Raw genomic sequence first — 23,397 nt, 5'->3', positions numbered from 1 at the left:
GGGTACAGAAGAAGTCCATGTTCAGGCATACTTCTTCAGTCAGCCCGTCGACGAGAAGGAGGCCGCATGCTGCTCGGCCTCCCGGCTCACCTGGCTCCGCAGAGCACCGGTCGCGCAGTCGCCCGAGCCTGTTACGTCATGGCCTGCGTGGTGCTCGCCAGCGCGTCGCTCGTGCTCGTCATCAGTCAGGCGACCGGCCCCGGGTACATCCTCTGGCCCGCCCTGGTCGCGATCTGCACCCTCGTCGCGATGAGCGTCGTCCTCCAGCGTCGACGCACGGCGTCGGCCATGGCCGCCTTCCTCGCCATCGGCTCGGCGGCGACGTACTGGTACGCCGTCACGATCCTGGCCCAGATACCGGCCGTGCGGACGTCCGACGCCTTCTCGCTCTCGCTGCCCAAGATCGCCCTCATCCTGGTGGCGGGCAGCGGCCGCCAGCCGCGGCTCGGTCTCGTCTGGGCCACGATCGCGGTCGTCCTCGGCGAGGTGGCGACCCTGGCCGCCACGTGGCAGACGGGTGAGACCTCGCAGTTCGACGTCGCGACGGCCCTGACCTATCTGCTGGTCGTCGTCACCGTCGGCTGGGGTGTGATCGCCCGAGACCGTGCCCGGCGCGCGCAGCCCAGTCTGCACCGGGCCGCTCTCGACCAGCAGCTGCAGGGCATCCGCCACGACATCGAGCAGCAGGCCGCCGCCCTGCTGCACGACACCGTCCTGAGTCATCTCGCGGCCGTCGCCTCCGCCCCTCCCGGGCCGCTCGCTCCGCGGATCGCGAAATCGATGTCCGCCGACATCGAGACGCTCGTCGGGCAGGAGTGGCTGGCCGGTCGGGCGTCCGACGGCATGCCCCGGGACTGGCACCGGAGCGAGCTCGCCCTCGCCGTCGAGTCCGCCCGCGAGGCCGGGCTCGAGATCGGCGTGACCGGCGACGTGACCGCCGTGGCCCGGCTGAGCGTCGATCAGGCGCAGGCCCTCGGGCTCGCCGTCGCGCAGTGCCTGGCGAACGTCGAGAAGCACAGCGGGACGACCCGGGCCGAGGTCGTGGTTTACGGCGACGCGGACGACGTCTCCGTCATGGTGATCGACGACGGTGTCGGCTTCGACGTCGAGGGCACCGGCGCCGACCGTCTCGGGCTCAAGAACTCCGTGCAGGCGCGGATGGAGCGGGTCGGCGGCGAGGTGCAGATCTGGTCGTCCGTGGGCAGTGGCACGAGCGTCGTCATCCGGGTGCCGATAGGCACGTCCGCCGCCACCGGTGCCGTGTCGGCAACCGACGCGCGCGGTCATGCCGGTGACGGCCCGGTCGATGGCGGCCCGGTCGACGGCGCTCCCGGCGCCGGGCGGACCACAGGCGGAGGGGCGGCGTGAGCCGCCGGGAGCGGACGCCGCAGCAGGTCGACCCGCTCGGTGCGCTCAGCGCCGGCCCCCTCACCGTCATCGCGGGGCTGGCCGCCGTCCTCTACGCCGTCGTGGTGACGGTCGTCGTCCGTGCCGACGTCGCCTCGTGGCCCGCAGCCATCGCCGCGCTCGGCGCTCTGGCGGCGGCCGCGACGGTGCTGGTGCTCGGGTCCCGGCCCGCGCGTGCGCCGTTCCGGAGACCTCACGTCGTGGTGATGGTCGTGCTGCTCGCGGCGGTGGTCGTGCTCTCGGTCGTCTCGACGGCGGGCCACAACGAGATGGTCCGAGACGACTGGACGTCCGTCTCGGTCGGCGTGCTGATCCTCGGCCTGGCGCCGTACCGGCCCGGACGCGAGATCGGGATCGCGGGCCTGATCCTGGCGTCGGTGATCGGCGTCGTGGTGGTCGTCGAGAGCCCCTCGTTCGCCGCGGGTCTCCCGGCGGTCCTCTACGTCGTCGTGGCGGTGACGCCCGTGCTCGCGCTCACGTCGGCCGGGGCGACGTTCTCGGCCACCTTCGTGACGCTGGTCGACCACTGGGTCGAGCGCGCCTCCTCGTATCGTCGGGCTGGCACCGCCGATCTGCGGGCCGGCATCGCCCGGTCGGTGCAGCAGGACCGCGTGACCATCCTCAACCGCGACGTCGTGCCGTTCTTCACGGGGTTGATCGAGGCCGGCGAGGTGACCGCTGACGACAGCCGGCGCGCTCGCGCCATCGCCGAGACGCTGCGCGGGACGATGGTGGCCGAAGCGGACCGCAGCTGGCTCGAGCAGCTCCTCACGGCGCCGGCGGTCGCGGTGGGGGGAGTCATCGACGACCCCGAGCACCTGGCCGGCGAGATGGCCGACGACCACCGGACCGCCCTCCGCGCCCTCCTCGTGGCGTTCGCCGACACCGGTGTCGTCGACGCGTCCGATGTGCGCATCGCGGTGCGAGCCGAGGAGGCGCGGGTCGACATCCGTCTGACCGTCGCCACCCGGGCGCCCGACCTCGCCGTCCGCAACCGGCTCGCCCCCTACTTCGCCGTCGTCCGCGTCGTCTACGACGACCTCGTGGTCGATCTGAGCCCTGCCCTCCTGACACTAAGGTTTTCTTATGACCAGCACTGAGTCGAGCGACCGCTCGTCGCACCGCCCCGGCTACTCGCGACCCGCGGCGGCCCCGTCGTGGAACACCGTCGGCCCCGCGGGCGGCGACCCGTCGACGTGGCGGGTCCGCCTCGCGATCCTCGACGACCACGAGGTGCTGCTCGACAGCCTCTCGAGCTGGATCAACGTCAACGCATTCGACTTCGACCTCGTGCTGACGGCGCACACGTGGCTGCAGCTGGTCCACAGCGACAACTTCCCCACCGATCTCGTCTTCCTCGACTTCCAGCTGAAAGAGCCCGTGTCGATCGAGGCCCGGGTGCGCACCTGCCGTGCCGCGGGTGCGAAGGTCATCGTGCTGTCGAGTCTCGACACCCGCGAGTCGCGTGAGCGCGCGCTCGAGGCAGGGGCCTCGGCGTTCCTCTCGAAGTCGTTGCCGATGCGCGAGGTGATGGACGCCGCTCGGCAGGTCATGGGCGTCGCCCGCGACGCCTCGCCGCAGCGCGACTGGCGGCCGCTGCCCGTCGGGGCCACGAACCAGAGTCGACCGAAGCTCAGCGCCGGCGAGTCCGAGGCGTTCCGCCTCTACGTGTCGGGGTTCAGCACGAACGAGGTCGCGCAGCAGATGAACGTCCAGTACGAGACGGCGAAGACCTATCTGCGCCGGGTCCGCGAGAAGTACGCGAAGGCGAACCGACCGGCGAGCAAGAAGTCCGAGCTGATCCGACGCGCCGCCGAAGACGGCTACCTGCAGTAGTGGCGAAGCTCTACTTCCGCTACGGGGCGATGAACAGCGGCAAGAGCACCGCCCTGCTGCAGGCCGCGTACAACTACGAAGAGCGCGGGCAGCGGGTCGTGCTCGCCAAACCGCGCGTCGACACCAAGGGCGACGATCAGATCGTCTCGCGACTCGGGGTCAGCCGCACGGCGGACGTCGCGTTCGCGCCCGGCGACGACGTCCTCGACGTCTTCTGCGCCGAGCGGGCGCGGGTCCGCGAGGCGACCGGCAGCGACATCGCCTGTCTGCTGGTCGACGAGGTCCAGTTCCTGGAGCCGGCTCAGGTCGACGACCTGCTCCGCATCGCCATCCTCGAGGGCGTGCCGGTGCTGGCCTATGGCATCCGGACGGACTTCCGCACGACGGCGTTCCCGGGCAGTCGTCGTCTGCTCGAGGTGGCGCACTCGCTCGAAGAGCTGAAGACCATCTGCCGGTGCGGTCGCAAGGCGGTCTTCAACGCCCGGACGATCGACGGACGCTTCGTCTTCGACGGCGACCAGGTGGCCATCGACGGCCACGAGGTCACCTACGAGTCGCTCTGCGGCGCGTGCTACCTCGCCGAGAGCGGCGGTCGACTGAGCGCCTGAGCGGCTCTGAGCGGCTCAGAGCGGCTCTCAGCGGCGCAGAGGGCGGCGGGTGAGGCGACGCCACCATCGGGCTGCGCCCCAGCGTGTCACCTTGGCCATGGCCTCGGTCACGATGTCGCCGTTCATCTTCGAGACACCCGCCTCGCGTTCACGGAAGACGATGGGCACCTCGGCGATGGGGTGACCGGCGTCGATGGTGCGGAGGGTCATGTCCACCTGGAAGAAGTAGCCCCGTGACTCGACCTCTTCGAGCCGCATGCCGGCCAGCACGGGAGTGCTGTACGCCCGGAATCCCGCCGTGGCGTCGTGGACCCGGATTCCGAGCGCGATGCGCGAGTAGAGGTTGCCGCCGCGGCTCAGGAGCTCGCGACGCAGCGGCCAGTTGACGACCGACCCGCCCTTGATCCATCGTGAGCCGATGACGAGCCCGGGGGCCGGCAGCCGTCGCAGCGCGTCGAGCATCTCCGGCAGGGTCTCGGCGGGGTGGCTTCCGTCGGCGTCGAACTCGACGAGGACGTCGTACCCGCGGGCCATGCCCCAACCGAACGCCTCGATGTAGGCGGCCCCGAGGCCGTCCTTCGACCGACGGTGGAGGACGTGCACGTTGCCGTCGGACGCGGCGATGCCGTCGGCGATGTCGCCCGTCCCGTCGGGGCTGGCATCGTCGGCGATCAGGATGTGCGCAGCGGGCACCGCCTCGCGCAGCTTCGCGACCGCGCGACCGATGTTCTCGGCCTCGTCGTACGTCGGGATGATGACCAGGACGGCGGGAGCGGCCCCGGTTCCGTCGGCGGCGGTCATCGTCGACCTGCCGTCGACACGACCGCCGTAGGCGACGTGGGGGAGATCACGTCCGCCAGCTCGGCGCTCTTCGGGAACACCCACTTGTTCATGGCCCAGTAGCGGAACACCATGGCGATGAGCGTGCCGATGATCGGGCCGCTGATGAAGTCCGCCACCTCCTGCGTGGCGAACGACACGTTGGGGACCTCGAGACCGAGGCCGTAGCGGGAGAGGTAGAGCGGGGCCGAGTTGAGGCCGACGCCGATGACGCTGACGACGACGAACAGCAGCATCTCGTGCGCGGTGTGGCGGTCGCCGCGGTCGTCGAACGACCACTTCTTGTTCATCCAGTACGACACGACGGTCGCGACGATGATGCCCAGTGCGAGGGCCGTCACGGGGTGCTGGGGGATGACGAAGAGCTTCAGGCCGTAGTTGATCACCATGGTGATGACGAACCCGATGCCGCCGACCACGAGGAATCGAAGGGCTGAGGGGTTGGCTCGGGCCAACCGGATCACTGCATTCACCGGATCACCCTAGCGCCCGTCGTCGGCGAGATCGTCGAGCGGCACGGCACGGCACGGCACGTGGCCGGGTCGACGGCCCGCGCCACTGGGGAGACGAGAAGACGCCCGCCTCTCTGTCGTGACAGAGCGGCGGGCGTCTTCGAGGTGGAACTGATCACATCGTCGGGGTAGCGGGATTCGAACCCACGACCTCCTCGTCCCGAACGAGGCGCGCTACCAAGCTGCGCCACACCCCGATATGACTGGCCGCGATGTTCTGCGACCGGAGCAACCTGACCATGGTAGCAAACGAATCGCGTGGGTCATGACCGACGATGCCGTCGACACCGGCGGCCCGCATGTCAGGCCGTGAGGGTGACGACGACAGCCTCCGGACGGCAGTCGAACCGGACGGGGGCGTAGATAGAGGTCCCGAGACCGGCGGAGATCTCGAGGTGAGCCGTCCGTCGTGCGTGGCTCCACGTGCTGAGGCCGCTGACCTTGCTGCGGGGGATGTCGCAATTCGTGACGAGCGCACCGTAGCCGGGCACACGGACCTGGCCGCCGTGGGTGTGCCCGCCGAAGACGACGTCGGCCCCGTTGGTGACGAACGAGTTCAGCACCCGCTGATAGGGCGCATGGGTCAGCGCGATGCTCACCGGCTCGGGCCCGCCGCGGTCGTCCTGCCAGCCGACGTTCTCTCGCAGATCGTCCAGGGCGCCAGGGAGGCGATCGAGACGATCCCACCCTCGGTGCGCGTCGTTGACGCCGAAGAACTCGAGTCTCGACCCACGGACCTCGATCGCTCTGGCCGTGTTGTTGAGGTCGAGCCAGCCGAGACCGGTGAAGAACGACTCCATGCGGGCGATGTCGAGCGGCGTGGGGGTGCGGTGGGCCTTGCTGGGTCCGCCGAAGTACGCGAGGGGGTTCTTCGGTGTGGGGGCGAAGTAGTCGTTCGACCCGTGGACGAAGACGCCCGCGACGTCCCGGAACGGCTCGAGCGTGTACTCGAGGGCCTCGTGGGCGTCCACATGCCCGATGTTGTCGCCTGTGTTGACGATGAGATCGGGCTCGTAGACCGAGAGACCCCGCACCCACTCCTGCTTCTCGGTCTGCCAGGGCGCGAGGTGGAGATCGCTGAGGTGCAGGATCGTGAGACTGCGCGAACCGGCCTCGAGGATGGGCAGCACCTCGTGCCGCACCGTGAACCGGTTGCGTTCGACGAGCGAACCCCAGGCGAAGGCGCCCAGGCCGACGGCCGCGCCCACCATCGCGGTCGCGGCCGTCGTCCGTGCAGGACTCAGTGGACTCATGTGCAGTTCCCGGGGTCCTTGCCCTCGGCATCGCCGTAGAGCTGCAGACGCACCGGGCCGGTCCGGTCGACGGTGGAGCCGGCGGCCGGGTCGGAGGCGACCACCTGGCAGACGTTGTCGGCCGAGCCCTTCACGTACCCGGCCACCGAGACGTTGGCCGCCTCGAAGCCCGTGCCCGCGAGCGCGGACACCGCGTCGTCGAACGAGTCGCCGACCACGTCGGGGACCGTGACCGCGTTGCCGCCGTCGCTCGTGTAGACCGTCACGGAGGTGCCGGACGAGACGCGCGAACCGGCGCTCGGGCTGGTCGTCGTCACGGTGCCCAGGGGCTGTTCGGACTTCTGGCGACCACCGTCGACGTACGAGAGTCCGAGAGCCCGCAGGCTGGTGGCGGCCTCCTCGGCCGTCTTCCCCGTCACGTCGGGGACGCTGAGGGAGGAGGTGCCGCGGACGACCGAGGGATCCGCCACCGGGAACGCGGTGCCTGGGTAGACGGTGTTGTTGACCGTCTGCACGTCACGGAAGAAACCGGCACGCGCGTTGGCGTAGGTCGTCCCGGTCGCAGGCGAGTAGGCCGACCGGAGACTGACCTTGCCCTTGACGTTGCCCATCCACACGGCCGTGGCGAGCTTGCTCGTCGAGCCGATCAACCAGATCTGGTCCTTCTCGGTCGTGGTGCCCGTCTTGCCGATCTCGGGGTAGCCGTCGTAGGGGAGTCCTCCGACGCCGGTGCCGCCGTTCGACCAGAGCTGCGACATGCCCTGGATGGTGGCCGCGGCGATCTCGGGGTCGAGCGCCTGGTTGCACTCCTGCGGCTGACCGCCGATCTTCTGGCCGTCGGCGTCGACGATCTGGTCGACGATGATCGGCTTGCAGTACTTGCCGCCGGCGGCGATGCCGGCGTAGGCGGCCGCCATCGTGAGCGGAGCGATCTCGTTCGTCCCGAGGAACGACGAGGGGTTCTGGTACTGGAGCTCCGTGCCATCGGCACGGTGCACACCGAGCGAGGTGGCCACGTCCCGGATGTCGCGCAGGTCGAGCTTCTGGGCCATCGCGGCGTACGCGGTGTTGATCGACAGCGCGGTGGCGCGCTGTGCGGTCACGTAGCCCGGATTGCGCCCGTCGTCGTTCTTCGGTGCGAACCCCTGCGGGAAGTCCGAGCTGACAGTGCTGAGCGATTCTCCCCCGAAGGTCATGGGGGTGAACGGACGCGGCCTGCCGTTGACCGACTCGCTCAGGCCGTGGCCGTTCTGCAGCCAGTCGATGAGCGTGAACGGCTTGTAGGTCGAACCGGTCTGGAACCCGCCCGAGCCGCCGTACGGCTTGTCGGTGCTGTAGTTGATGGCCGTGACGTTCGGGTCGGTCACCTCGGGGTCCTCGTTGAGGTTGCGGTTCTGGGCCATGACGATGACCCGACCGGTGCCGGCCTCGACCGAGTTGACGGCGCTGCCGAGGATGAGCGCGGACTCGGTCGGAGGTGCGTAGCGGTCGATCTGGGCGCGGGCGCTCGCGGTCAGGTCGAGATTGATGGTCGTGTAGACCTTGTAGCCGCCGGTGCTCCAGTTGGCCTCGCGCTCTTCCGCGTCGGCACCGAGGGAGGGGATGTCCTTGATGCTCTTCTTGACGTAGTCGCAGAACTGCTGCGCACCTGCTGCGGTGACCGCGGTGCAGCCCTGCGACGGGGTGGTCAGCTTGACGTAATCGGCGGGGTTCGCCACGACCGCTGCGTCGTAGGTCTCCTGATCGATGTACTTCTCGCCGAGCATGCTGGCGAGGATGACGTTGCGGCGATCGACGTTGCCCTGGTAGTTGTCGGGCGTGCCGAGGTTGCGCTTCTCGGGGTACTGCACCATGGCGATGAGGCTGGCCGCCTCGGTCGCCGTCAGGTCGGACGCCGCCTTGTTGTAGTAGTGCTGCGAGGCCGCCTGGACGCCGTACGCCTGGTCGCCGAAGTACGCGATGTTCAGGTACGCGAGGAGGATGTCGTCCTTGCTGTACTTCTTCTCGAGCCCGATGGCGAACTTCATCTCCTGCAGCTTGCGGTCGATGCTGACCTCTTTGGCCTCCTTGATGGCCTTGGCCTGCTCGTCGCCGGTGAGACCCTGCGCCTCGGCCAGGCGGATGTTCCGCACCAGCTGCATCGTCAGGGTCGAGCCGCCACCGCTCTCTCCGAGCCCGCCGGCGAGTGAGCCGACTCCGGCTCGGACCAACGACGTCAGGTCGACACCGCCGTGCTCGTAGAAGCGGCGGTCCTCACCGGCGACGACGGCGTTCTTGAGATTGGGGGAGACCTCTTCCCACTTCAGAGCGACGCGGTTCTGCGCGTAGAGCGTCGCGAAGGGGACGTCTTGACCGTTCTGCTTGCCGTACAGCACGTTGCGCTGCTGCAGCTTTCCGATCTCGATGTACTCGGGGATCGACTCGAAGACGCCGATGGAGCTGGATGCGGTCATGCCGGCGACGGCGATGGCGGGTGTCACACCGATGGTGACGAGCAGACCGGCCAGGACGCTGAAGCCGACGAAGCCGAAGAGCGCGCCGACGACGGACGTCGGCTTCGATTTTGGGTCAGACATAAGATCAGGGTAAGTGACAACCCGGAAAACCAAGCTGAACGGAACGACAAATGGTCCTTTGGGAGTACATGACGACGCCGCTGATGGTGCACAACAGCACCGCGATCCTGAACAACTGGGGGAGTGACGGCTGGGAGCTCGTGCAGGTGACGCAGGGGCCCGAGGGCGGCCCGGTCGCCTGGTTCAAGCGTCAGAAGCAGGACGACTGATGGCCGACGTCGCCGCCCGTCTGGCCGAGTTGGGGCTCGCTCTCCCCGCGGTCGCGACGCCCGCAGGCGCCTACGTCCCCGCCGTGCGCACCGGCTCGTACGTCTACACGGCGGGTCAGCTGCCCTTCGTCGACGGCGCTCTGCCCGCGACGGGCAAGGTCGGTGAGGGCGATGGTCTGGTCGACCCCGCCGCGGCCACGGAGTACGCGGCCACGTCGGCACTGAACGCCCTCGCGGCGGCCGCCTCCGTGCTCGATTCGCTCGACGACGTCGTGCGCGTCGTCAAGGTGACGGGCTTCGTCGCCTCCGACCCGGCGTTCAGCGGTCAGCCCGGTGTGATCAACGGCGCGTCCGAGCTCCTCGGCCGGGTGTTCGGCGACGCGGGCATCCACGCCCGCAGCGCGGTCGGCGTGGCCGTCCTCCCTCTCGACTCGCCCGTCGAGGTCGAGATCGTCCTCGAGGTCCGCCCCCTGGCCTGACCCTGCGGCTCAGCGCATCTCGGCGGTGATGACCCCCATCACCGCCGAGTCCGCGAGCGTCGTGGTGTCGCCGACCTCGCGTCCTTCGGCGACGTCGCGCAGGAGTCGTCGCATGATCTTGCCCGAGCGGGTCTTCGGCAGTTCGTCGACCAGCACGATCGTGCGCGGGCGGGCGATGGCGCCGATGCGGTCGGCGACGTGCGCTCGCAACCGGGCCACCGCCTCCTCGGGGGTCACGCTCCGCCTCTTCTTGTCGCGGAGAACTACGAACGCGACGACGGCCTGACCCGTGGTCTCGTCGGCGGCTCCGACGACGGCGGATTCGGCGACGAGCGGATTCGACACCAGCGCCGACTCGATCTCGGCGGTCGACAGGCGATGCCCCGAGACGTTCATGACATCGTCGACGCGGCCGAGCAGCCAGATGTCGCCGTCGTCGTCGCGTCGGGCGCCGTCTCCGGCGAAGTAGCGGTCGCCGAAGCGGCCCCAGTAGGTCTCGACGTACCGGTCGCGGTCGCCCCAGATGCCGCGGAGCATCGACGGCCAGGGCTCCGTGACCACGAGGAGGCCGCTCTCGCCGTCCGCCACCGGCACGCCCTGGTCGTCGACGACGTCGACGACGATGCCGGGCACGGGGGTCTGGGCGGCGCCGGGCTTCGTCGTCGTCACTCCGGGCAGGGGCGAGATCATCATCGCGCCCGTCTCGGTCTGCCACCAGGTGTCGACGATGGGCGTCGTCCCCGACCCGATCACCTCGCGGTACCAGAGCCACGCCTCGGGGTTGATGGGCTCGCCGACGGATCCGAGGAGGCGCAGCGACGTCAGATCGCGAGCCTGTGGGATCTCGCGCCCCGCCTTCATGAACCCGCGGATGGCCGTGGGCGCCGTGTAGAGGATGGTCACCCCGTACTTCTCGACGAGATCCCACCAGCGCCCGGGGCCGGGGGAGTCGGGTGTGCCCTCGTAGAGCACCTGGGTCGCCCCGTTGGCGAGCGGCCCGTAGACGACGTAGCTGTGCCCGGTGATCCAGCCCACGTCGGCGGTGCACCAGTAGACGTCGGTCTCGGGGCGGAGGTCGAACACGTTCCTGTGCGTGTAGGCGACCTGGGTCAGGTAACCGCCCGACGTGTGGAGGATGCCCTTCGGTCTGCCCGTCGTGCCGCTGGTGTAGAGGATGAACAGCGGATGCTCCGCCTCGAACATCTCGGCGGTGTGCTCCGCTTCGACGCCCTCGAGGGCCTCGTGCCACCAGAGGTCACGCCCCTCCACCCAGTCGACGGCGTTCTCGCCCCGCCTGATCACCAGCACGTTCTCGACCGTCGACCGCCCGCCGAGCGCCAGTGCCGCGTCGACCGCTGGTTTGAGGGGCGAGACGCTGCCCTTCCGCCACCCGCCGTCGGCGGTGATCACCAGCGTGGCCTCGGCGTCGTCGATCCGTGCGCGGAGGCTCTCGGCGCTGAAGCCGCCGAACACGACCGAGTGCACCGCGCCCAACCGGGCGACCGCGAGCATGGCGACCACCGCCTCCGGGATCTGCGGCAGGTAGACGACCACCCGGTCGCCCGGCCCGACGCCCAGCGACGACAGCAGGTTGGCGGCCCGCTTCACGTCGGCCGTCAGCTCGGCGTAGGTGACCGCGCGTGCGTCACCGGGCTCGCCTTCCCAGAGGAGGGCGACGCGCTCACCGTGGCCGGCCTCGACGTGCCGGTCGAGGCAGTTGTAGGCGACGTTCAGCGTGCCGTCGGCGAACCACCGTGCGAACGGGGGATCGGACCAGTCGAGGGTCTCGGTCGGTCGGCGACCCCACGTCACGCACGCGTCGGCCTGCTCGGCCCAGAAGGCCGACCGGTCCGCGTGCGCGCGATCGGCCAGATCGCGGGTGGCGACGGCGTTCGAGGCGAACACCGGGTCGGGGGCGAACGTGGACGCCTCTCTCGGAGGGGTCGGGGTTCCGTCGGCCATGTCGGACCTTTCGCGTCGTTGCGGGAGGCGCGGGCTGACCCGCACAGGAAGCGAGACTACCCCCGGGGTCTTTCCGGGTAGGCCTGTCCGATCACGGAAGATCGACGTGTCGCGCGTGGCGAGGCGGGCCCATCCTGGGGTACAGTTAACGCAGTCGGATTCAGTTCCGACTCGCAATGCGTTGATTCCCCCCAATCGCGTGTTGCGGTGGCGGCGCCGGTTCCCCCCAATCGGCGCCGCCCCTCTTCGTTTAACCCGGAGATCACCCTCCGCGGGTGAGGGCGATCACCCCTCCACATCGTCGGCATGGCGTCGTCGTCCCCAGGCGATGCACCGAACCGTCTGCTCCGGTGGCGTGTCCTCTAGCGTCCGGCTATGACTCCGATCCAGACCTCGACCACCCTCTCGGCCGCCCCTGCCGCCCCCTCGCCGCGTCCCGTCGATCACCCGTCGGTCACCCGCGGAGTCGACCTGGGGCGCTTCGTCCCCGCGGCGTCGCGCGGCCGTCTCGATCATCGGGGTACAACGGGCGTGAACGGGGTACAGAGCCTGCCCGGCTCGTCTCGCGGGGCTCCCTTCGGCCCGTTGCGCGAGATCATCGACGAGCCGGGCGTGACCGACGTCTTCGTGAACGGCGGAGGGGGCACCTGGGTGGATCGCGGCCACGGCCTCCTGCCCGACGGTCGCATCCACCTGTCCGACGACATCGCACGGCATCTCGCGGTACGACTCGTGGCGGCGGGCGGTCGACACGTCGACGAGGCCAGCCCCTGCGTCGACGTGCGCCTCGACGCCGGCATCAGGGTCCATGTCGTCCTGCCGCCCGTGTCGACGGCGGGCACCCTCCTCTCCATCCGCCTGCCGCGCCGGACGCCCCTCACGCTCGACGGGCTCTCCGCGCAGGGGTTCTTCGACGACGTCGACGAGAGCGAGGTCAGGAGGTGCGTGGGCCGGCGCGCGAACATCCTCATCACAGGGGCGGGCGGGGCGGGGAAGACCACTTTCCTGTCGAGTCTCCTCGCCGAAGCGGATCCGACCGATCGGATCGTGACCATCGAGGACGTGGCCGAGCTCCGGATCGATCATCCGCACGTCGTCTCGCTCGAGACGCGTCAGCCCAACCTCGAGGGCGTCGGTGGAGTCGATCTCGCCCGTCTGCTGCGCGAGGCGCTGCGCATGCGCCCGGACCGACTCGTGGTGGGGGAGTGCCGCGGAGTGGAGGTGCGCGATCTGCTGTCGGCCCTGAACACCGGGCACGACGGAGGTGCCGGCACTCTGCACGCGAACGGTCTGGCCGACGTCCCCGCCCGTCTCGAGGCGCTGGGCGCGGTCGCCGGGCTCAGCCCCGCGGCGCTGGCGCGACAGGCCGTCAGCGCGTTCGACGCCGTGTTCCATCTGGAGCGGACCGCCGAGGGTCGGCGTCTCGCCCAGATCGGGCACCTCGTGCTCGATGCGGACGGCGCCTTGACGGCTCGGGCGGGGCTCGCTCGTCGTGCCGCCTGAGCGGCGGCGCCGTCTCGTCACCGTCACCCCCGCCTCGACGGTCGTCGAGCGCGTCGCCGTGCTGCTGTCCGCCGGCGTCGTCCCGGCCTCGGCCTGGCGGCATGTCGCCGAGTCGGAGCCTCCGGGGCCCGTCCGCGAGGTGACGTTCGCCGTCGCGACCGAGGCCGTGACCGGCATGCCGATCTCGGAGGCGCTCGCGGCGGTTCTGGGCGGACGACCCTTCGCACGCGCGCCCGACGGCCCGCGTCACGAGCTCGACTGGAGGCAGGTCGCCTGTGCGTGGTTCGTCGCGGAGCGCAGCGGTGCGCCCCTGGCCGACTGCCTGCGGACGTTCGTGGCGGGCCTTCGCGCAGCCGAGGCGGCGCGGCGCGACGTCGAGGTGGCCTTGAGCGGGCCTCGCTCGACGGGGCGCATCGTGCTGGCGCTGCCGCCGGTGGGTCTGCTGTTCTCCATGGGCATGGGCTTCGACACGGCGGGCGTGCTGGTCGGCACGCCCGTCGGCTGGGGCTGCCTCGCGGTCGGCGCGGGCCTCGTGGCCCTCGCTCGGGCCTGGAACGCACGACTCGTCCGCGGTGCCACGCCCGAGGGGCCCGTCCCCGGTCTGCGCCTGGAACTGCTGGCCGTCGCGGTCTCGGGCGGTGCGTCGTGGGACTCGGGGCTCGCGCTCGTGCGGTCCGCCCTCGAGCTGCTCCCGTCGGCTGATGCGGACGGGTCCGGGGTCGCAGTGGAGGACGACGCCGAGCGCGATTGCCTCGAGGTGCTCGATCTCTCGCGCCGGGCCGGTGCCCCCGCCGGTGAGCTGCTCCGGGCGACCGCCCGTGAACGGCGACTCCGCAGTGCCGCGGACTCCCAGTCGGCCGCCGCACGACTCGGGTCGACCCTCATGCTGCCGCTCGGCCTCTGCGTCCTGCCGGCGTTCCTGGTCGTCGCCGTCGTGCCGCTCGTCGTCTCGCTCGTCTCCTCCACAACGGCGAGCTGGTGAGACCGATCCCCAGCGTCGCCGGTGCCGACGCCGGTCGGTCGCGGCGACGCCGGAGACTCGGACCACGCCACACCGAGTGGTCCTGCAGAGAGTAAGGAACCCCATGACACCGCATCCCGCCCTCGACACCCGGAACACGACCGTCCTCACCGGCCGGGACGGCAGTCGCCGCGCCGGCCCGCTCCGTCGCCTGCTCGCGGCCGACGACGGCGCGGCGACCGCCGAATACGCGATCGTCATCATGGCCGCGGTGGGGTTCGCCGGTCTCCTGGTCGTCATCATGCGTTCGGACGAGGTGCGGGGCACCCTGTCCGATCTCGTCCGGTCCGCCCTGACGGTGGGCTGACATGGCCTGCGTCGCACCGGGGCGCAGCCGGTTCCCGTCCGACGTCGGCAGCGTCACGGCCGAGTTCGCCGTGGTGGTGCCAGCGCTCCTGTCCGTCGTCGGTCTCGCCCTCGTGGGCGCCGGCGCGGGGATGCAGGCCATCCGCCTGTCGGACGCCGCGGCTGTGGTCGCGCGGCAGACGGCCCGAGGCGGCAGCGACGCCGTGCCGGCGACGCTCGCGGCTCTCGCACCGGGCGCGAGCGTCTCCACGTCGTCGGAGGGCGATCTGGTCTGCATCCGGCTCACGCGGGTGGTGGCACTCGGGCCCGTCGAGGGTCTCGAGCTGACCGGTCGGAGCTGCGCCCCGAGGGCCGGCGGATGACCTCGACACCGCACCCGCGCCTCCTGCCCGGCGACGACGGGGGATCGGCGTCCGTCGTCGCCGTGGGACTGCTGCTGATGATCGTCGCGCTGGTGCTCGCCGTGACGGGCACGGCGCGGGTCCTGGTCGAGCGCAGTCGGGTGGCAGGGGCCGCCGACGCCTCGGCCCTGGCGGGCGCCGACGTGGCCTCAGGGTTGACGGCCGGGGTCGTCTGCGATGCCGCGAGCCGGGCGGCCGAGGCCAACCGGGCCGCCCTCGTGGCCTGCGAGACGGACGGATCCATCGTCACCGTCAGGGTGTCGAGCACACTCGGTCTCCTGCCCGTGGCGGCGTCCGCGACGGCGGGTCCGCCACCCGCCGAGGCGGTCGGGTCACCGGCGACGCCGTGAGCGAGTCGCGCGTGCGGTGTGTGTATGGTGTGCCTGTCGGCAGCCACCACGTCACCCTCGCCGGAGGGGACGTCGTCCCCGACGGCCTCGCCGATCGGTCTCGATCGGCCGTCTACGTTCCACAATCCAAGGAGTCCCGTGCCAGGCACGAAGAAACTGGTCATCGTCGAGTCGCCCGCGAAGGCCAAGACGATCGCCCAGTACCTCGGCAGCGGATACGAGGTCCTCGCATCCGTCGGCCACATCCGCGACCTCATCGAGCCGAAGAACCTGCCGCCCGAGCTGAAGAAGGGCTCGCTGGGCAAGTTCTCCGTCGACGTCGAGAACGGCTTCGAGCCCTACTACGTCGTGTCCGACGCCAAGAAGAAGACCGTCTCCGATCTGAAACGCGCCTTGAAGACGGCCGACGAGCTCTACCTCGCGACTGATGAGGACCGCGAGGGCGAGGCCATCGCGTGGCACCTGCTGCAGGAGCTCAAGCCCAAGGTCCCCGTCAAGCGGATGGTCTTCCACGAGATCACGAAGGACGCCATCCAGAAGGCGCAGGAGAACACCCGTGAGCTCGACACGGCGCTCGTCGACGCCCAGGAGACCCGCCGCATCCTCGACCGTCTCTACGGGTTCGAGGTGTCGCCCGTCCTCTGGCGGAAGGTCGGCCCCGGTCTCTCCGCCGGTCGCGTCCAGTCGGCTGCGACACGACTCGTGGTCGATCGCGAACGAGAGCGTCTCGCCTTCGTCTCCGCCACCTACTGGGACCTCACCGCGACCTTCGAGCCCTCGACCGAGTCGGTCCCGTTCTCGTCGAAGCTGGTGCGGATCAACGGCTCACGCGTCGCGAGCGGTCGCGACTACGACGACCGCGGGCAGCTGAAGAACGAGTCCGTCTCACTCGACGAGTCGACCGCGCTCGCCCTCTCACGGGCCCTCGAGTCCGCCGGCGTCACGATCGAGGTCACCTCCGTCGAGTCGAAGCCCTACACGCGTCGTCCGGCAGCGCCGTTCACGACGTCGACCCTGCAGCAGGAGGCGGCGCGGAAACTGCGTTTCTCGGCTCGTCAGACCATGAGCGTCGCGCAGTCGCTCTACGAGAACGGCCACATCACCTACATGCGCACCGACTCGCCGTCGCTCTCGCAGCAGGCGATCGATGCGGCCCGCAACCAGGCGTCGAAGCTCTACGGTGCCGAGACCGTTCCGGCCAAACCCCGCCTCTACACGGGCAAGAGCAAGAACGCCCAGGAGGCGCACGAGGCGATTCGCCCGTCGGGCGACACCTTCCGCACGCCGTCCGAGATGTCGACCACCCTCCGCGGCAACGACTGGAAGCTCTACGACCTCATCTGGAAGCGCACGGTCGCCTCGCAGATGGCCGATGCCAAGGGATCCACGGCGTCCGTCGTCGTGGCGGCCACGACCCCCGATGCGGTCGAGGGGATCACCCCGCGCAGCGGCGCGGGCACCCTGGCGGAGTTCACCGCATCGGGAACCGTCATCACGTTCCGCGGGTTCCTCAACGCGTATGAAGAGGGACGCGACGAGGACCGCCACGGCTCGGCCGAGCCGGCCGACGCCAAGCTCCCGCCCCTGACGGTCGGGCAGAACCTCGCCCTCGACGCGGTCGAGGCCAAGGGCCACGACACGAGCGCTCCTCCCCGCTACACGGAGGCGAGCCTCGTCAAGACGCTCGAAGAGCTGGGCATCGGTCGCCCGTCGACCTACGCCGCGATCATGTCGACCATCGTCGACCGCGGTTACGTGACCCCTCGGGGCACGGCGCTCGTGCCGAACTGGATCGCCTTCTCGGTCGTGAGACTGCTCGAGGACTACTTCGGCGACCTCGTCCAGTACGACTTCACCGCGAGCATGGAAGACGACCTGGACCTGATCGCCGGGGGCGGCGCCGATCGGGTCGACTGGCTCAACGGCTTCTACTTCGGCAACGAGCAGCACCGTGGTCTCCGCAAGGTGGTGGACAACCTCGGCGACATCGACGCACGGGACATCAACTCCATACCGCTCGGCGAGGGGCTCACCCTCCGCATCGGACGGTACGGCCCCTACCTCGAGGCGCCGGGCTCGGACCCCGAGACTCCGCGTCGGGTGAACGTGCCGGAGGACCTCGCTCCCGACGAGTTGACCGCGGCGAAGGCTCGTGAGCTGATCGACGCGCCCGTCATCGGCGATCGCGTGCTCGGCGTCAATCCCGAGAGCGGCAAGGAGGTCATCGCGAAAGACGGCCGTTTCGGCCCCTACTTGACCGAGCGGACTCCCGAGGAGGTCGATGCGGATCCCGCCACCGGCGAGGTCGTCGAGGCCCCCGCGCCCGCTGCGACGGAAGGCACCGGGGCGAAGCCGAAGAAGGCGCCGGCGAAGAAGGCCGCTCCGAAGGAGCGGACCTCGTCGCTGTTCAAGAGCATGGACGTCGACACCGTCGATCTCGAGACCGCCCTCCGGCTTCTCGACCTGCCCCGTGTCGTGGGTGTCGACCCCGAGAGCGGCGAGGAGATCCAGGCGCAGAACGGCCGCTACGGCCCGTACCTGAAGAAGGGCGCCGACACGCGGTCGCTCACCAGCGAGGATCAGATCTTCGACATCGACCTGGCCGGTGCGATCGAGCTCTACGCTCAGCCGAAGTACGGTGCCAAGCGCGCCAGCAGCGCCCTGAAGGAGTTCGAGGCCGATCCGGTCAGCGGCAAGCCCATCAAGGTCAAAGACGGTCGCTTCGGGCCCTATGTCACCGACGGCGAGACCAATGCGACCATCCCCCGCGGTGAGACCGTCGAGGAGGTCGACTTCGAGCGCGCTGTGCAGCTGATCGCCGACAAACGCGCCAAGGGGCCTGCGAAGAAGCCGGCGGCCAAGAAGCCCGCTGCCAAGAAGCCGGCTGCCAAGAAGCCGGCCGCGAAGAAGCCCGCGGCCGCCACCAAGGCGACCACGACCAAGGCCGCCACGACCAAGGCGACCGCGACCAAGGCCGCTGCTGCGAAGAAGCCCTCTGCGGCGAAGCCCGCTGCGGCGAAGCCCGCTGCGGCCGAGAAGCCGGCAGCTGCGAAGAAGCCCGAGTAGTGGCGGGCCTCTTCATCACGCTCGAGGGCGGCGACGGATCGGGGAAGACCACGCAGGCCGGTCTGCTCGAGGCCTGGCTCGTCGAGAGCGGCAGGTCCGTCGTGCGGACGCGCGAGCCCGGGGGGACCGACCTCGGGCTCGAGCTCCGCGAGATCGTCCTGCATCGTCGCGGTCACATCGCCCCGCGTGCCGAGGCCCTGCTGTACGCCGCCGATAGGGCGCACCACGTCGAGACGCTGGTCCGGCCCGCCCTCGACCGGGGCGACGTCGTCTTGCAAGACCGGTACATCGACTCATCGGTGGCCTACCAGGGTGCCGGCCGGGTCCTCGGCGGAGACGAGATCCGATCGCTGTCCGAATGGGCGGTCGACGGGTTGGCCCCCGACCTCACCGTCCTGCTCGACCTCGACGAGGCCGAGGGGCGACGTCGGCTCGACAGCGCCCGCACCGAATACGACCGGCTCGAGTCCGAGAAGTCCGACTTCCACGCGCGCGTCCGTGCCGCGTACCTGGCTGTGGCCGAGTCCGAACCCGAGCGGTTCGTGGTCGTCGACGCGTCTCTGCCGCAGGCGGAGATCGCGTCGCTCATCCGCGACCGAGTCGCCGGCCTCCTGGAGTGACCGTGTCGACACCGTCGTTCTGGGACGGCCTGACCGGTCAGGCCGACGCCATCGAGTCGCTGCGTGCGGCGGCCTCGACCGAACCGGGCAACTCGTCGATGACCCACTCCTGGCTGATCACGGGCCCGCCCGGCTCGGGGCGGTCGAATCTCGCCTACGCGTTCGCTGCGGCGCTCCTGGCCCGCAGCGACGAGGATGCCGAGGCGACCATCCGTCAGGTCGGGGCCCGCTCGCACCCGGACCTCGCGGTGCTGAGCACCGAGCGCATCATCATCACCATCGACGAGGTCCGCACCCTGGTCGCGGCTTCCCAGTTCTCCCCGTCGGTGGGGCGCTACCGGGTGGTCGTCATCGAGGACGCCGACCGCATGACCGAGCGCACGTCGAACCTCCTGCTGAAGGCGCTGGAGGAGCCGCCGCCTCGCACGGTCTGGATCCTCTGCGTGCCCAGCGAGGCCGATCTCATCCCGACCATCCGGTCGAGGGTCCGTGGCGTGCGGTTGCGCGTCCCCTCGGTGGCCGACGTCGCGGCCCTCATCGAGCGTCGCGACGGAGTCGATCACGAGACGGCCGTCGTCGCGGCCCGCGAGGCTCAGAGTCACATCGGCATGGCGCACCGACTCGCCACCAACCCGGAGGCGCGCGACCGTCGCCGACGGACGCTCGAGACCGCGCTCGCCATCCGCTCTGTGTCCGACGCCGTGCAGGCGGCGGCGACGCTGCTCGCGGTGGCCGGCGACGACGCCAAGGCCATCACGACCGAACGCGACGCCGACGAGCGGGCCAGTGCGCTGCGTTCCCTCGGGGTCGAGCCGGGCGGGACGGTGCCTCCGGCGCTCCGCAGTCAGCTGCGGGCGCTCGACGACGACCAGAAGCGCCGTGCCACGCGCAGCCTCCGCGACGGCATCGACCGCATCATGGTCGACCTGCTCTCGCTCTACCGCGACGTCCTGCTCCTGCACCTCGGCGTCGGTGACGACCCCGTCAACCAGAGCATGCGCGGGCGTCTCGACGAGGCGACCCGCGCCTCCTCGCCGGCCAGCACCCTCGCCGTGATGGACGCGATCGCGGTCGCCCGCCGTCGCATCGAGTCGAACGTGTCGCCTGTCCTCGCACTCGAGGCCATGCTCGTCGCCATCAGCAGACACGCGGTCAGGTGAGGCAAGATGGCCGGATGAGCGACCCGACCGCCGCCCCTGGCCTCCGCGAGCGAAAGCGCCTGGCCACGCGGCGGGCGATCCAGGTCGCGGTGCTCGATCTCATCAACGAGCACGGCCTCGACGCCGTCACGGTCGACATGATCAGCCGACGCGCCGACGTGTCGCCCCGCACGTTCTTCAACTACTTCACCTCCAAGGAGGAGGCCGTGGTCGGAGATCCGCCGCAGCTCTCCGACGGGGCCGAGCTCGAGGCGTTCGTCTCCGATCACGACGGGTCGCTCCTCGACGGTCTGGTGCACCTCCTCGACCACGCCGCGACGACGGCGACCGGCGACCGAGAGCTCGTGCAGCGGCGCCGCGCCGTGCTGCGCGCGTACCCCGAGCTGTTCGCACGGCGGATGGCGTCGGTCCGCGTGTTCGAAGAACGGGTGACCGAGGTCGTCGCCCAGCGGCTCGCAGCCGACGCCGGCCTGGCGTCCACCATCGACGGCTCCGACGGGGTCGACGGTGCGGCGGCCGTAGCGAGCCGCGCCCACCTCGTCGCGCTCGTGGTCATCGCCACGCTGCGGCATGCCTGGGCCGAATGGATCGAAGACGACGACGTCGAGCACCTCGGCGACTACCGGTTCAGCCTCCGCGCCCGGATGGACGACAGCTTCGCCGACCTGCGGCGCCTCGTGTCACGCGAACTCTGAGAATCCGGTACAGTATCTATTCGTGCCGACAGGCACTGGTTGTCGGCCATGGCCGGTATCCGCCGCTTTAGCTCAGTCGGTAGAGCGTCTCACTCGTAATGAGAAGGTCTGGGGTTCGATTCCCCAAAGCGGCTCCGCAGAAGCCCCGGTCGTCACCGACCGGGGCTTCCGTCGTCTGAGCCCGTGACGAGCGTCGTCGTCAATGCTCCGCCGGTCGCGTGTTCCGATCGGTCGGGCGAGGCACCGATCCGAGTCCGATCCGCATGAGCCAGCTGTTGACCGCCGGCACCGCCATCACCCGGGTGATCGCTCCCGCGACCGCTGTGGTGGTCGCGGCGAACCCGACGAGCCACCCGTAGAGCGCCGACGACACGGGCAGCCCCAATGCCTCGATGACCAGCGGCAGGACCAGGGCGAAGCTCAGGAAGACGGGTATGCCCACCGCGACGATGGTCCGCAGCACGCGCTGGGTCGTGAACCAGATGGCATGCACGGAGGGCGGCTGCGCCTCGGAGTCGGTCGCCGTCCGCTCGTCGGCCGGGGTCATGATCCGTCCTCCGGCGGCCTCCGAGTCGTGGCCATCCGGAAGACCTTCTGGCGGACGTCGCCCACGGCGACCTTGATCTTGACAACTGCGTCGACGATCACCACCTGGCGGCGTTCGACGCGTCCGACCGCGCTCTTCGTCGTGGTGACCGCGTCCAGGACGGCGGCGAGCTGCTTCTTCTCTTCTGGTGTCATGTCGACCTCCTCGGGATCGATGGGGTTGAGGGAGGCGGGATATCCGCCCGTGAAATGCCAGGATTCGGGCGTCGGTCGGAAGTCCCTTCCCGTATGGCGGATGCCTCGGAGGCGTCCGCGTGCGACGACCCACGCGTGGGCCGCCTCGTCGTCCTCGAGCGCCCGGTTCCGCCCGTCGGGCAGTGTGATGCCGAAGTCGAGGCCGGCGCCCTGCGCCTGGTCGTGCGACGACGTGTAGGGCACCGCCGCGAGCGGGGCCCAGGGGCCGCCGTCGACGAACGCCTCCCATGCGGCCCGCTTGATCTCCTGGTCGCGTCGTGAGCGGAGCCCCTCGTTCACCGACAGGATGCCGCCGTCCGCGAAGACGCCTGCGGACTCGGCGATGAGCGAATTGACCTGCGCTGCGACGGTCTCGTCCGTCACGTACTGGACGACACCCCGGAGCGAGCCGTAGCTCGAGGGGCCGACGGGGTGGAGGGTCACGGCTCCTCCCCGGAGAGGGAGGGGAGGCCCCTGCCGAAGCGGAGGCCTCCCTCGTCGTCGTCCGTCAGGCGCCGACCTTGGTCCGGATCGCTCCGACACCCGACTTCACGGCCTCGAGGTTGCTCGAGACGGTGTACTGGATGTTCGGGGTGGGGGAGTCCGCGTTCAGCGCGAGGCTGATGTTGCGGTAGCGGTCGAAGTCGTTGATCGACACGCTGCCCGAATCGGGGATGCTGTGCAGCGCGAGCACGCGACCCATCTCCGATGTCGTGACCTCGATGCCGTCCGAGAGCGCCAGGCCGACGAGGGCCAGATCGGCGGTCGACACGAGCCGGCTGCGTCCGTTCGAGATGAGGAACTTGCTGCCGGGAGCCCAGCGGCTCGTGGTTCCCTGAGTGATGATGTAGAGCTTGTCCATGTCTTCTTCTTTCGTATCTGTCGGAGGTGCGGTGATGGGCTCGTAGGCCCGGATGTAGTCGAAGTGCCACGGCTCCCGGGAGGGGAAGCCGTTGCCGGTCGGTGACCAGCCGAAGGTGGGCGCGTTGGCGTCCATCCAGGCCTTCTGAGGTGTGCCGTAACTGGCTACGCCGGCGCCGAAGTCGCAGGCGGTCGCCCACCCGTGATTCGACGTTCCGGGTTCTGCTGCGTAGTTGAAGCCCGGCTGACCGTTGAGCCAGCCGTCGTAGAGGTACTTCTGACGCTCGTAGCTCCGGTAGCCCTCGGTGATGACGAGGTCTGCCCCGAACTGAGCCTGGAATGCACTGTTCAGTGCGGTGTACTGCCTGGCGGCGTCGCTTCGCAGATAGCCGGAACCGGTGAGGGTCGCCGGCACGGGTACGAGTGCCGAGGCGGGTATCTGGCCATTCGTGTGGCCTCCCCATTCAGGAATGTGAATCTCCGTTTCTTCTCTTTCTTCGGCTCAGCGGTCGCTGAGCCGCTCCCCGTGTGGGGAAGCAGGTGCTCGGTTGTCGTGGCGAGCGTGCACGGGACTCAGCGGTGGCGGAGTCCGAGTGGTGCCGACCCGACCTGATGGCGGGTGGCGAGCAGTCGTTCGACGACGAAGAGCCGGTCGAGCGGTGCCGAGGGGAAGAGCAGCTTGGTCCGGGCCATGAAGCCGTTGGACGGCGGACCGCCTGCTGCGACCCGGGCGAGGGTCGTCCGGTCGACGCCGATCATCCGGGCCAGCTCGGCGTCGGACTCGATCTGGTGAGTCCTTCGCAGCTCGTGCAGAGCGACGACGTCCAGAACCAGACGGTCGACCCTGGTCGGTGTTGCATGTGCGGATGGTTTGTTCATACGAGGAACACTACGGCGCATCTCCACGTGTGCAACAGCGTCCCGTGGGCGGAACGCGGCGTGTCGCGACAGG

Annotated in this window: 24 protein-coding genes and 2 tRNA genes; 16 read left to right on the top strand and 10 right to left on the bottom strand. The window is 69.9% G+C overall.

From position 1 onward, the window contains the following. Positions 1–66 precede the first annotated feature (66 nt). Genes IFT51_RS02215 through IFT51_RS02200 form a run of 4 tightly spaced genes read left to right on the top strand, consistent with a single transcriptional unit; the run spans position 67 to position 3,851 of the window. Positions 67–1,368: a sensor histidine kinase gene (locus tag IFT51_RS02215; RefSeq protein ID WP_192058684.1), complete on the top strand. Its 1,302-nt coding sequence runs from the start codon at positions 67–69 to the stop codon at positions 1,366–1,368. After that, the gene (locus IFT51_RS02210) at positions 1,365–2,507 is read left to right on the top strand and encodes a hypothetical protein (protein ID WP_192058682.1); all 1,143 of its coding nucleotides are present in this window, start codon (positions 1,365–1,367) and stop codon (positions 2,505–2,507) included. Before IFT51_RS02215 ends, IFT51_RS02210 begins: the two co-directional genes overlap by 4 nt. Next, the gene (locus IFT51_RS02205) at positions 2,494–3,243 is read left to right on the top strand and encodes a response regulator (RefSeq protein WP_192058680.1); all 750 of its coding nucleotides are present in this window, start codon (positions 2,494–2,496) and stop codon (positions 3,241–3,243) included. The genes IFT51_RS02210 and IFT51_RS02205 overlap by 14 nt, the downstream gene beginning before the upstream one ends. Continuing rightward, positions 3,243–3,851, top strand: a complete 609-nt coding sequence (locus IFT51_RS02200) for a thymidine kinase (protein ID WP_192058678.1) — start codon at positions 3,243–3,245, stop codon at positions 3,849–3,851. Before IFT51_RS02205 ends, IFT51_RS02200 begins: the two co-directional genes overlap by 1 nt. Positions 3,852–3,878: 27 nt before the next feature. Here the strand turns inward: IFT51_RS02200 and IFT51_RS02195 are convergent, their stop codons facing one another. From IFT51_RS02195 to IFT51_RS02175, 5 genes are all read right to left on the bottom strand, one after another. Beyond that, positions 3,879–4,652 (bottom strand): polyprenol monophosphomannose synthase, encoded by a 774-nt coding sequence (locus IFT51_RS02195; RefSeq protein ID WP_192058676.1) that lies wholly within the window; start codon positions 4,650–4,652, stop codon positions 3,879–3,881. Then, complete coding sequence (locus IFT51_RS02190) at positions 4,649–5,164, bottom strand: GtrA family protein (protein ID WP_192058674.1); 516 nt, start codon at positions 5,162–5,164, stop codon at positions 4,649–4,651. Before IFT51_RS02190 ends, IFT51_RS02195 begins: the two co-directional genes overlap by 4 nt. Before the next feature lie 162 nt (positions 5,165–5,326). Continuing rightward, positions 5,327–5,400: transfer RNA gene (locus IFT51_RS02185), tRNA-Pro, on the bottom strand. Between the two features lie 105 nt (positions 5,401–5,505). Beyond that, entirely contained in the window at positions 5,506–6,456 is a 951-nt protein-coding gene (locus tag IFT51_RS02180) for a metallophosphoesterase (RefSeq protein ID WP_192058672.1), read from the bottom strand. Further along, positions 6,453–9,032, bottom strand: coding sequence for a transglycosylase domain-containing protein (locus IFT51_RS02175; protein ID WP_192058670.1), 2,580 nt, complete (start codon positions 9,030–9,032; stop codon positions 6,453–6,455). The genes IFT51_RS02180 and IFT51_RS02175 overlap by 4 nt, the downstream gene beginning before the upstream one ends. Positions 9,033–9,082: 50 nt before the next feature. On the opposite strand from IFT51_RS02175, the gene IFT51_RS02170 reads away from it, so the two are divergent. Beyond that, complete coding sequence (locus IFT51_RS02170; protein WP_192058668.1) at positions 9,083–9,241, top strand: hypothetical protein; 159 nt, start codon at positions 9,083–9,085, stop codon at positions 9,239–9,241. After that, positions 9,241–9,720 carry a RidA family protein gene (locus tag IFT51_RS02165; protein WP_192058666.1) on the top strand — a complete coding sequence of 160 codons (480 nt, stop codon included), beginning with the start codon at positions 9,241–9,243 and terminating at the stop codon, positions 9,718–9,720. The genes IFT51_RS02170 and IFT51_RS02165 overlap by 1 nt, the downstream gene beginning before the upstream one ends. A gap of 9 nt (positions 9,721–9,729) precedes the next feature. Here IFT51_RS02165 and acs read toward each other — a convergent pair whose 3' ends face one another. Beyond that, positions 9,730–11,682 carry an acetate--CoA ligase gene (gene acs, locus IFT51_RS02160; RefSeq protein ID WP_192058664.1) on the bottom strand — a complete coding sequence of 651 codons (1,953 nt, stop codon included), beginning with the start codon at positions 11,680–11,682 and terminating at the stop codon, positions 9,730–9,732. 375 nt (positions 11,683–12,057) lie between these two features. Between acs and IFT51_RS02155 the strand changes: the two genes are divergently transcribed. From IFT51_RS02155 to IFT51_RS02110, 10 genes are all read left to right on the top strand, one after another. Further along, positions 12,058–13,185 (top strand): TadA family conjugal transfer-associated ATPase, encoded by a 1,128-nt coding sequence (locus IFT51_RS02155; RefSeq protein WP_192058662.1) that lies wholly within the window; start codon positions 12,058–12,060, stop codon positions 13,183–13,185. Beyond that, a complete protein-coding gene (locus tag IFT51_RS02150; RefSeq protein ID WP_192058660.1) occupies positions 13,175–14,167 on the top strand; it encodes a type II secretion system F family protein in 993 nt (330 codons plus the stop codon). Before IFT51_RS02155 ends, IFT51_RS02150 begins: the two co-directional genes overlap by 11 nt. Before the next feature lie 103 nt (positions 14,168–14,270). After that, positions 14,271–14,513 carry a DUF4244 domain-containing protein gene (locus tag IFT51_RS02145; protein WP_192058658.1) on the top strand — a complete coding sequence of 81 codons (243 nt, stop codon included), beginning with the start codon at positions 14,271–14,273 and terminating at the stop codon, positions 14,511–14,513. Position 14,514: 1 nt separating this feature from the next. Beyond that, a complete protein-coding gene (locus IFT51_RS02140) occupies positions 14,515–14,874 on the top strand; it encodes a TadE family type IV pilus minor pilin (RefSeq protein WP_192058656.1) in 360 nt (119 codons plus the stop codon). Next, on the top strand, positions 14,871–15,263 hold the full coding sequence (locus IFT51_RS02135; protein WP_192058654.1) for an Rv3654c family TadE-like protein: 393 nt from the start codon (positions 14,871–14,873) through the stop codon (positions 15,261–15,263). The genes IFT51_RS02140 and IFT51_RS02135 overlap by 4 nt, the downstream gene beginning before the upstream one ends. 138 nt (positions 15,264–15,401) lie before the next feature. Then, positions 15,402–18,329, top strand: a complete 2,928-nt coding sequence (gene topA, locus IFT51_RS02130) for a type I DNA topoisomerase (RefSeq protein ID WP_192058652.1) — start codon at positions 15,402–15,404, stop codon at positions 18,327–18,329. Beyond that, complete coding sequence (gene tmk / locus IFT51_RS02125) at positions 18,329–18,949, top strand: dTMP kinase (RefSeq protein ID WP_192058650.1); 621 nt, start codon at positions 18,329–18,331, stop codon at positions 18,947–18,949. Before topA ends, tmk begins: the two co-directional genes overlap by 1 nt. Then, a complete protein-coding gene (locus IFT51_RS02120) occupies positions 18,946–20,109 on the top strand; it encodes a DNA polymerase III subunit delta' (protein WP_371740647.1) in 1,164 nt (387 codons plus the stop codon). The genes tmk and IFT51_RS02120 overlap by 4 nt, the downstream gene beginning before the upstream one ends. 14 nt (positions 20,110–20,123) lie before the next feature. Beyond that, entirely contained in the window at positions 20,124–20,804 is a 681-nt protein-coding gene (locus IFT51_RS02115; protein ID WP_192058647.1) for a TetR/AcrR family transcriptional regulator, read from the top strand. A gap of 61 nt (positions 20,805–20,865) precedes the next feature. Beyond that, positions 20,866–20,938 (top strand) — tRNA-Thr (locus IFT51_RS02110). Positions 20,939–21,003: 65 nt separating this feature from the next. On the opposite strand, the gene IFT51_RS02105 is transcribed toward IFT51_RS02110, so the two are convergent. The 4 genes from IFT51_RS02105 to IFT51_RS02090 all read right to left on the bottom strand — a co-directional run bounded on the left by IFT51_RS02105 (position 21,004) and on the right by IFT51_RS02090 (position 23,324). Continuing rightward, positions 21,004–21,351, bottom strand: a complete 348-nt coding sequence (locus IFT51_RS02105; protein ID WP_192058646.1) for a hypothetical protein — start codon at positions 21,349–21,351, stop codon at positions 21,004–21,006. Next, positions 21,348–22,028 (bottom strand): hypothetical protein, encoded by a 681-nt coding sequence (locus IFT51_RS02100; RefSeq protein WP_192058643.1) that lies wholly within the window; start codon positions 22,026–22,028, stop codon positions 21,348–21,350. Before IFT51_RS02100 ends, IFT51_RS02105 begins: the two co-directional genes overlap by 4 nt. 64 nt (positions 22,029–22,092) lie before the next feature. After that, a complete protein-coding gene (locus IFT51_RS02095) occupies positions 22,093–22,860 on the bottom strand; it encodes a M15 family metallopeptidase (RefSeq protein WP_192058642.1) in 768 nt (255 codons plus the stop codon). Positions 22,861–23,018: 158 nt separating this feature from the next. Further along, positions 23,019–23,324 (bottom strand): hypothetical protein, encoded by a 306-nt coding sequence (locus IFT51_RS02090; RefSeq protein ID WP_192058640.1) that lies wholly within the window; start codon positions 23,322–23,324, stop codon positions 23,019–23,021. Positions 23,325–23,397: the final 73 nt, after the last annotated feature.

Origin of the sequence: Frigoribacterium sp. CFBP 13712 (assembly GCF_014842255.1) — a bacterium.
Classification (GTDB): Bacteria; Actinomycetota; Actinomycetes; order Actinomycetales; family Microbacteriaceae; genus Frigoribacterium.
This window is presented reverse-complemented; position numbering and strand designations above follow the sequence as displayed.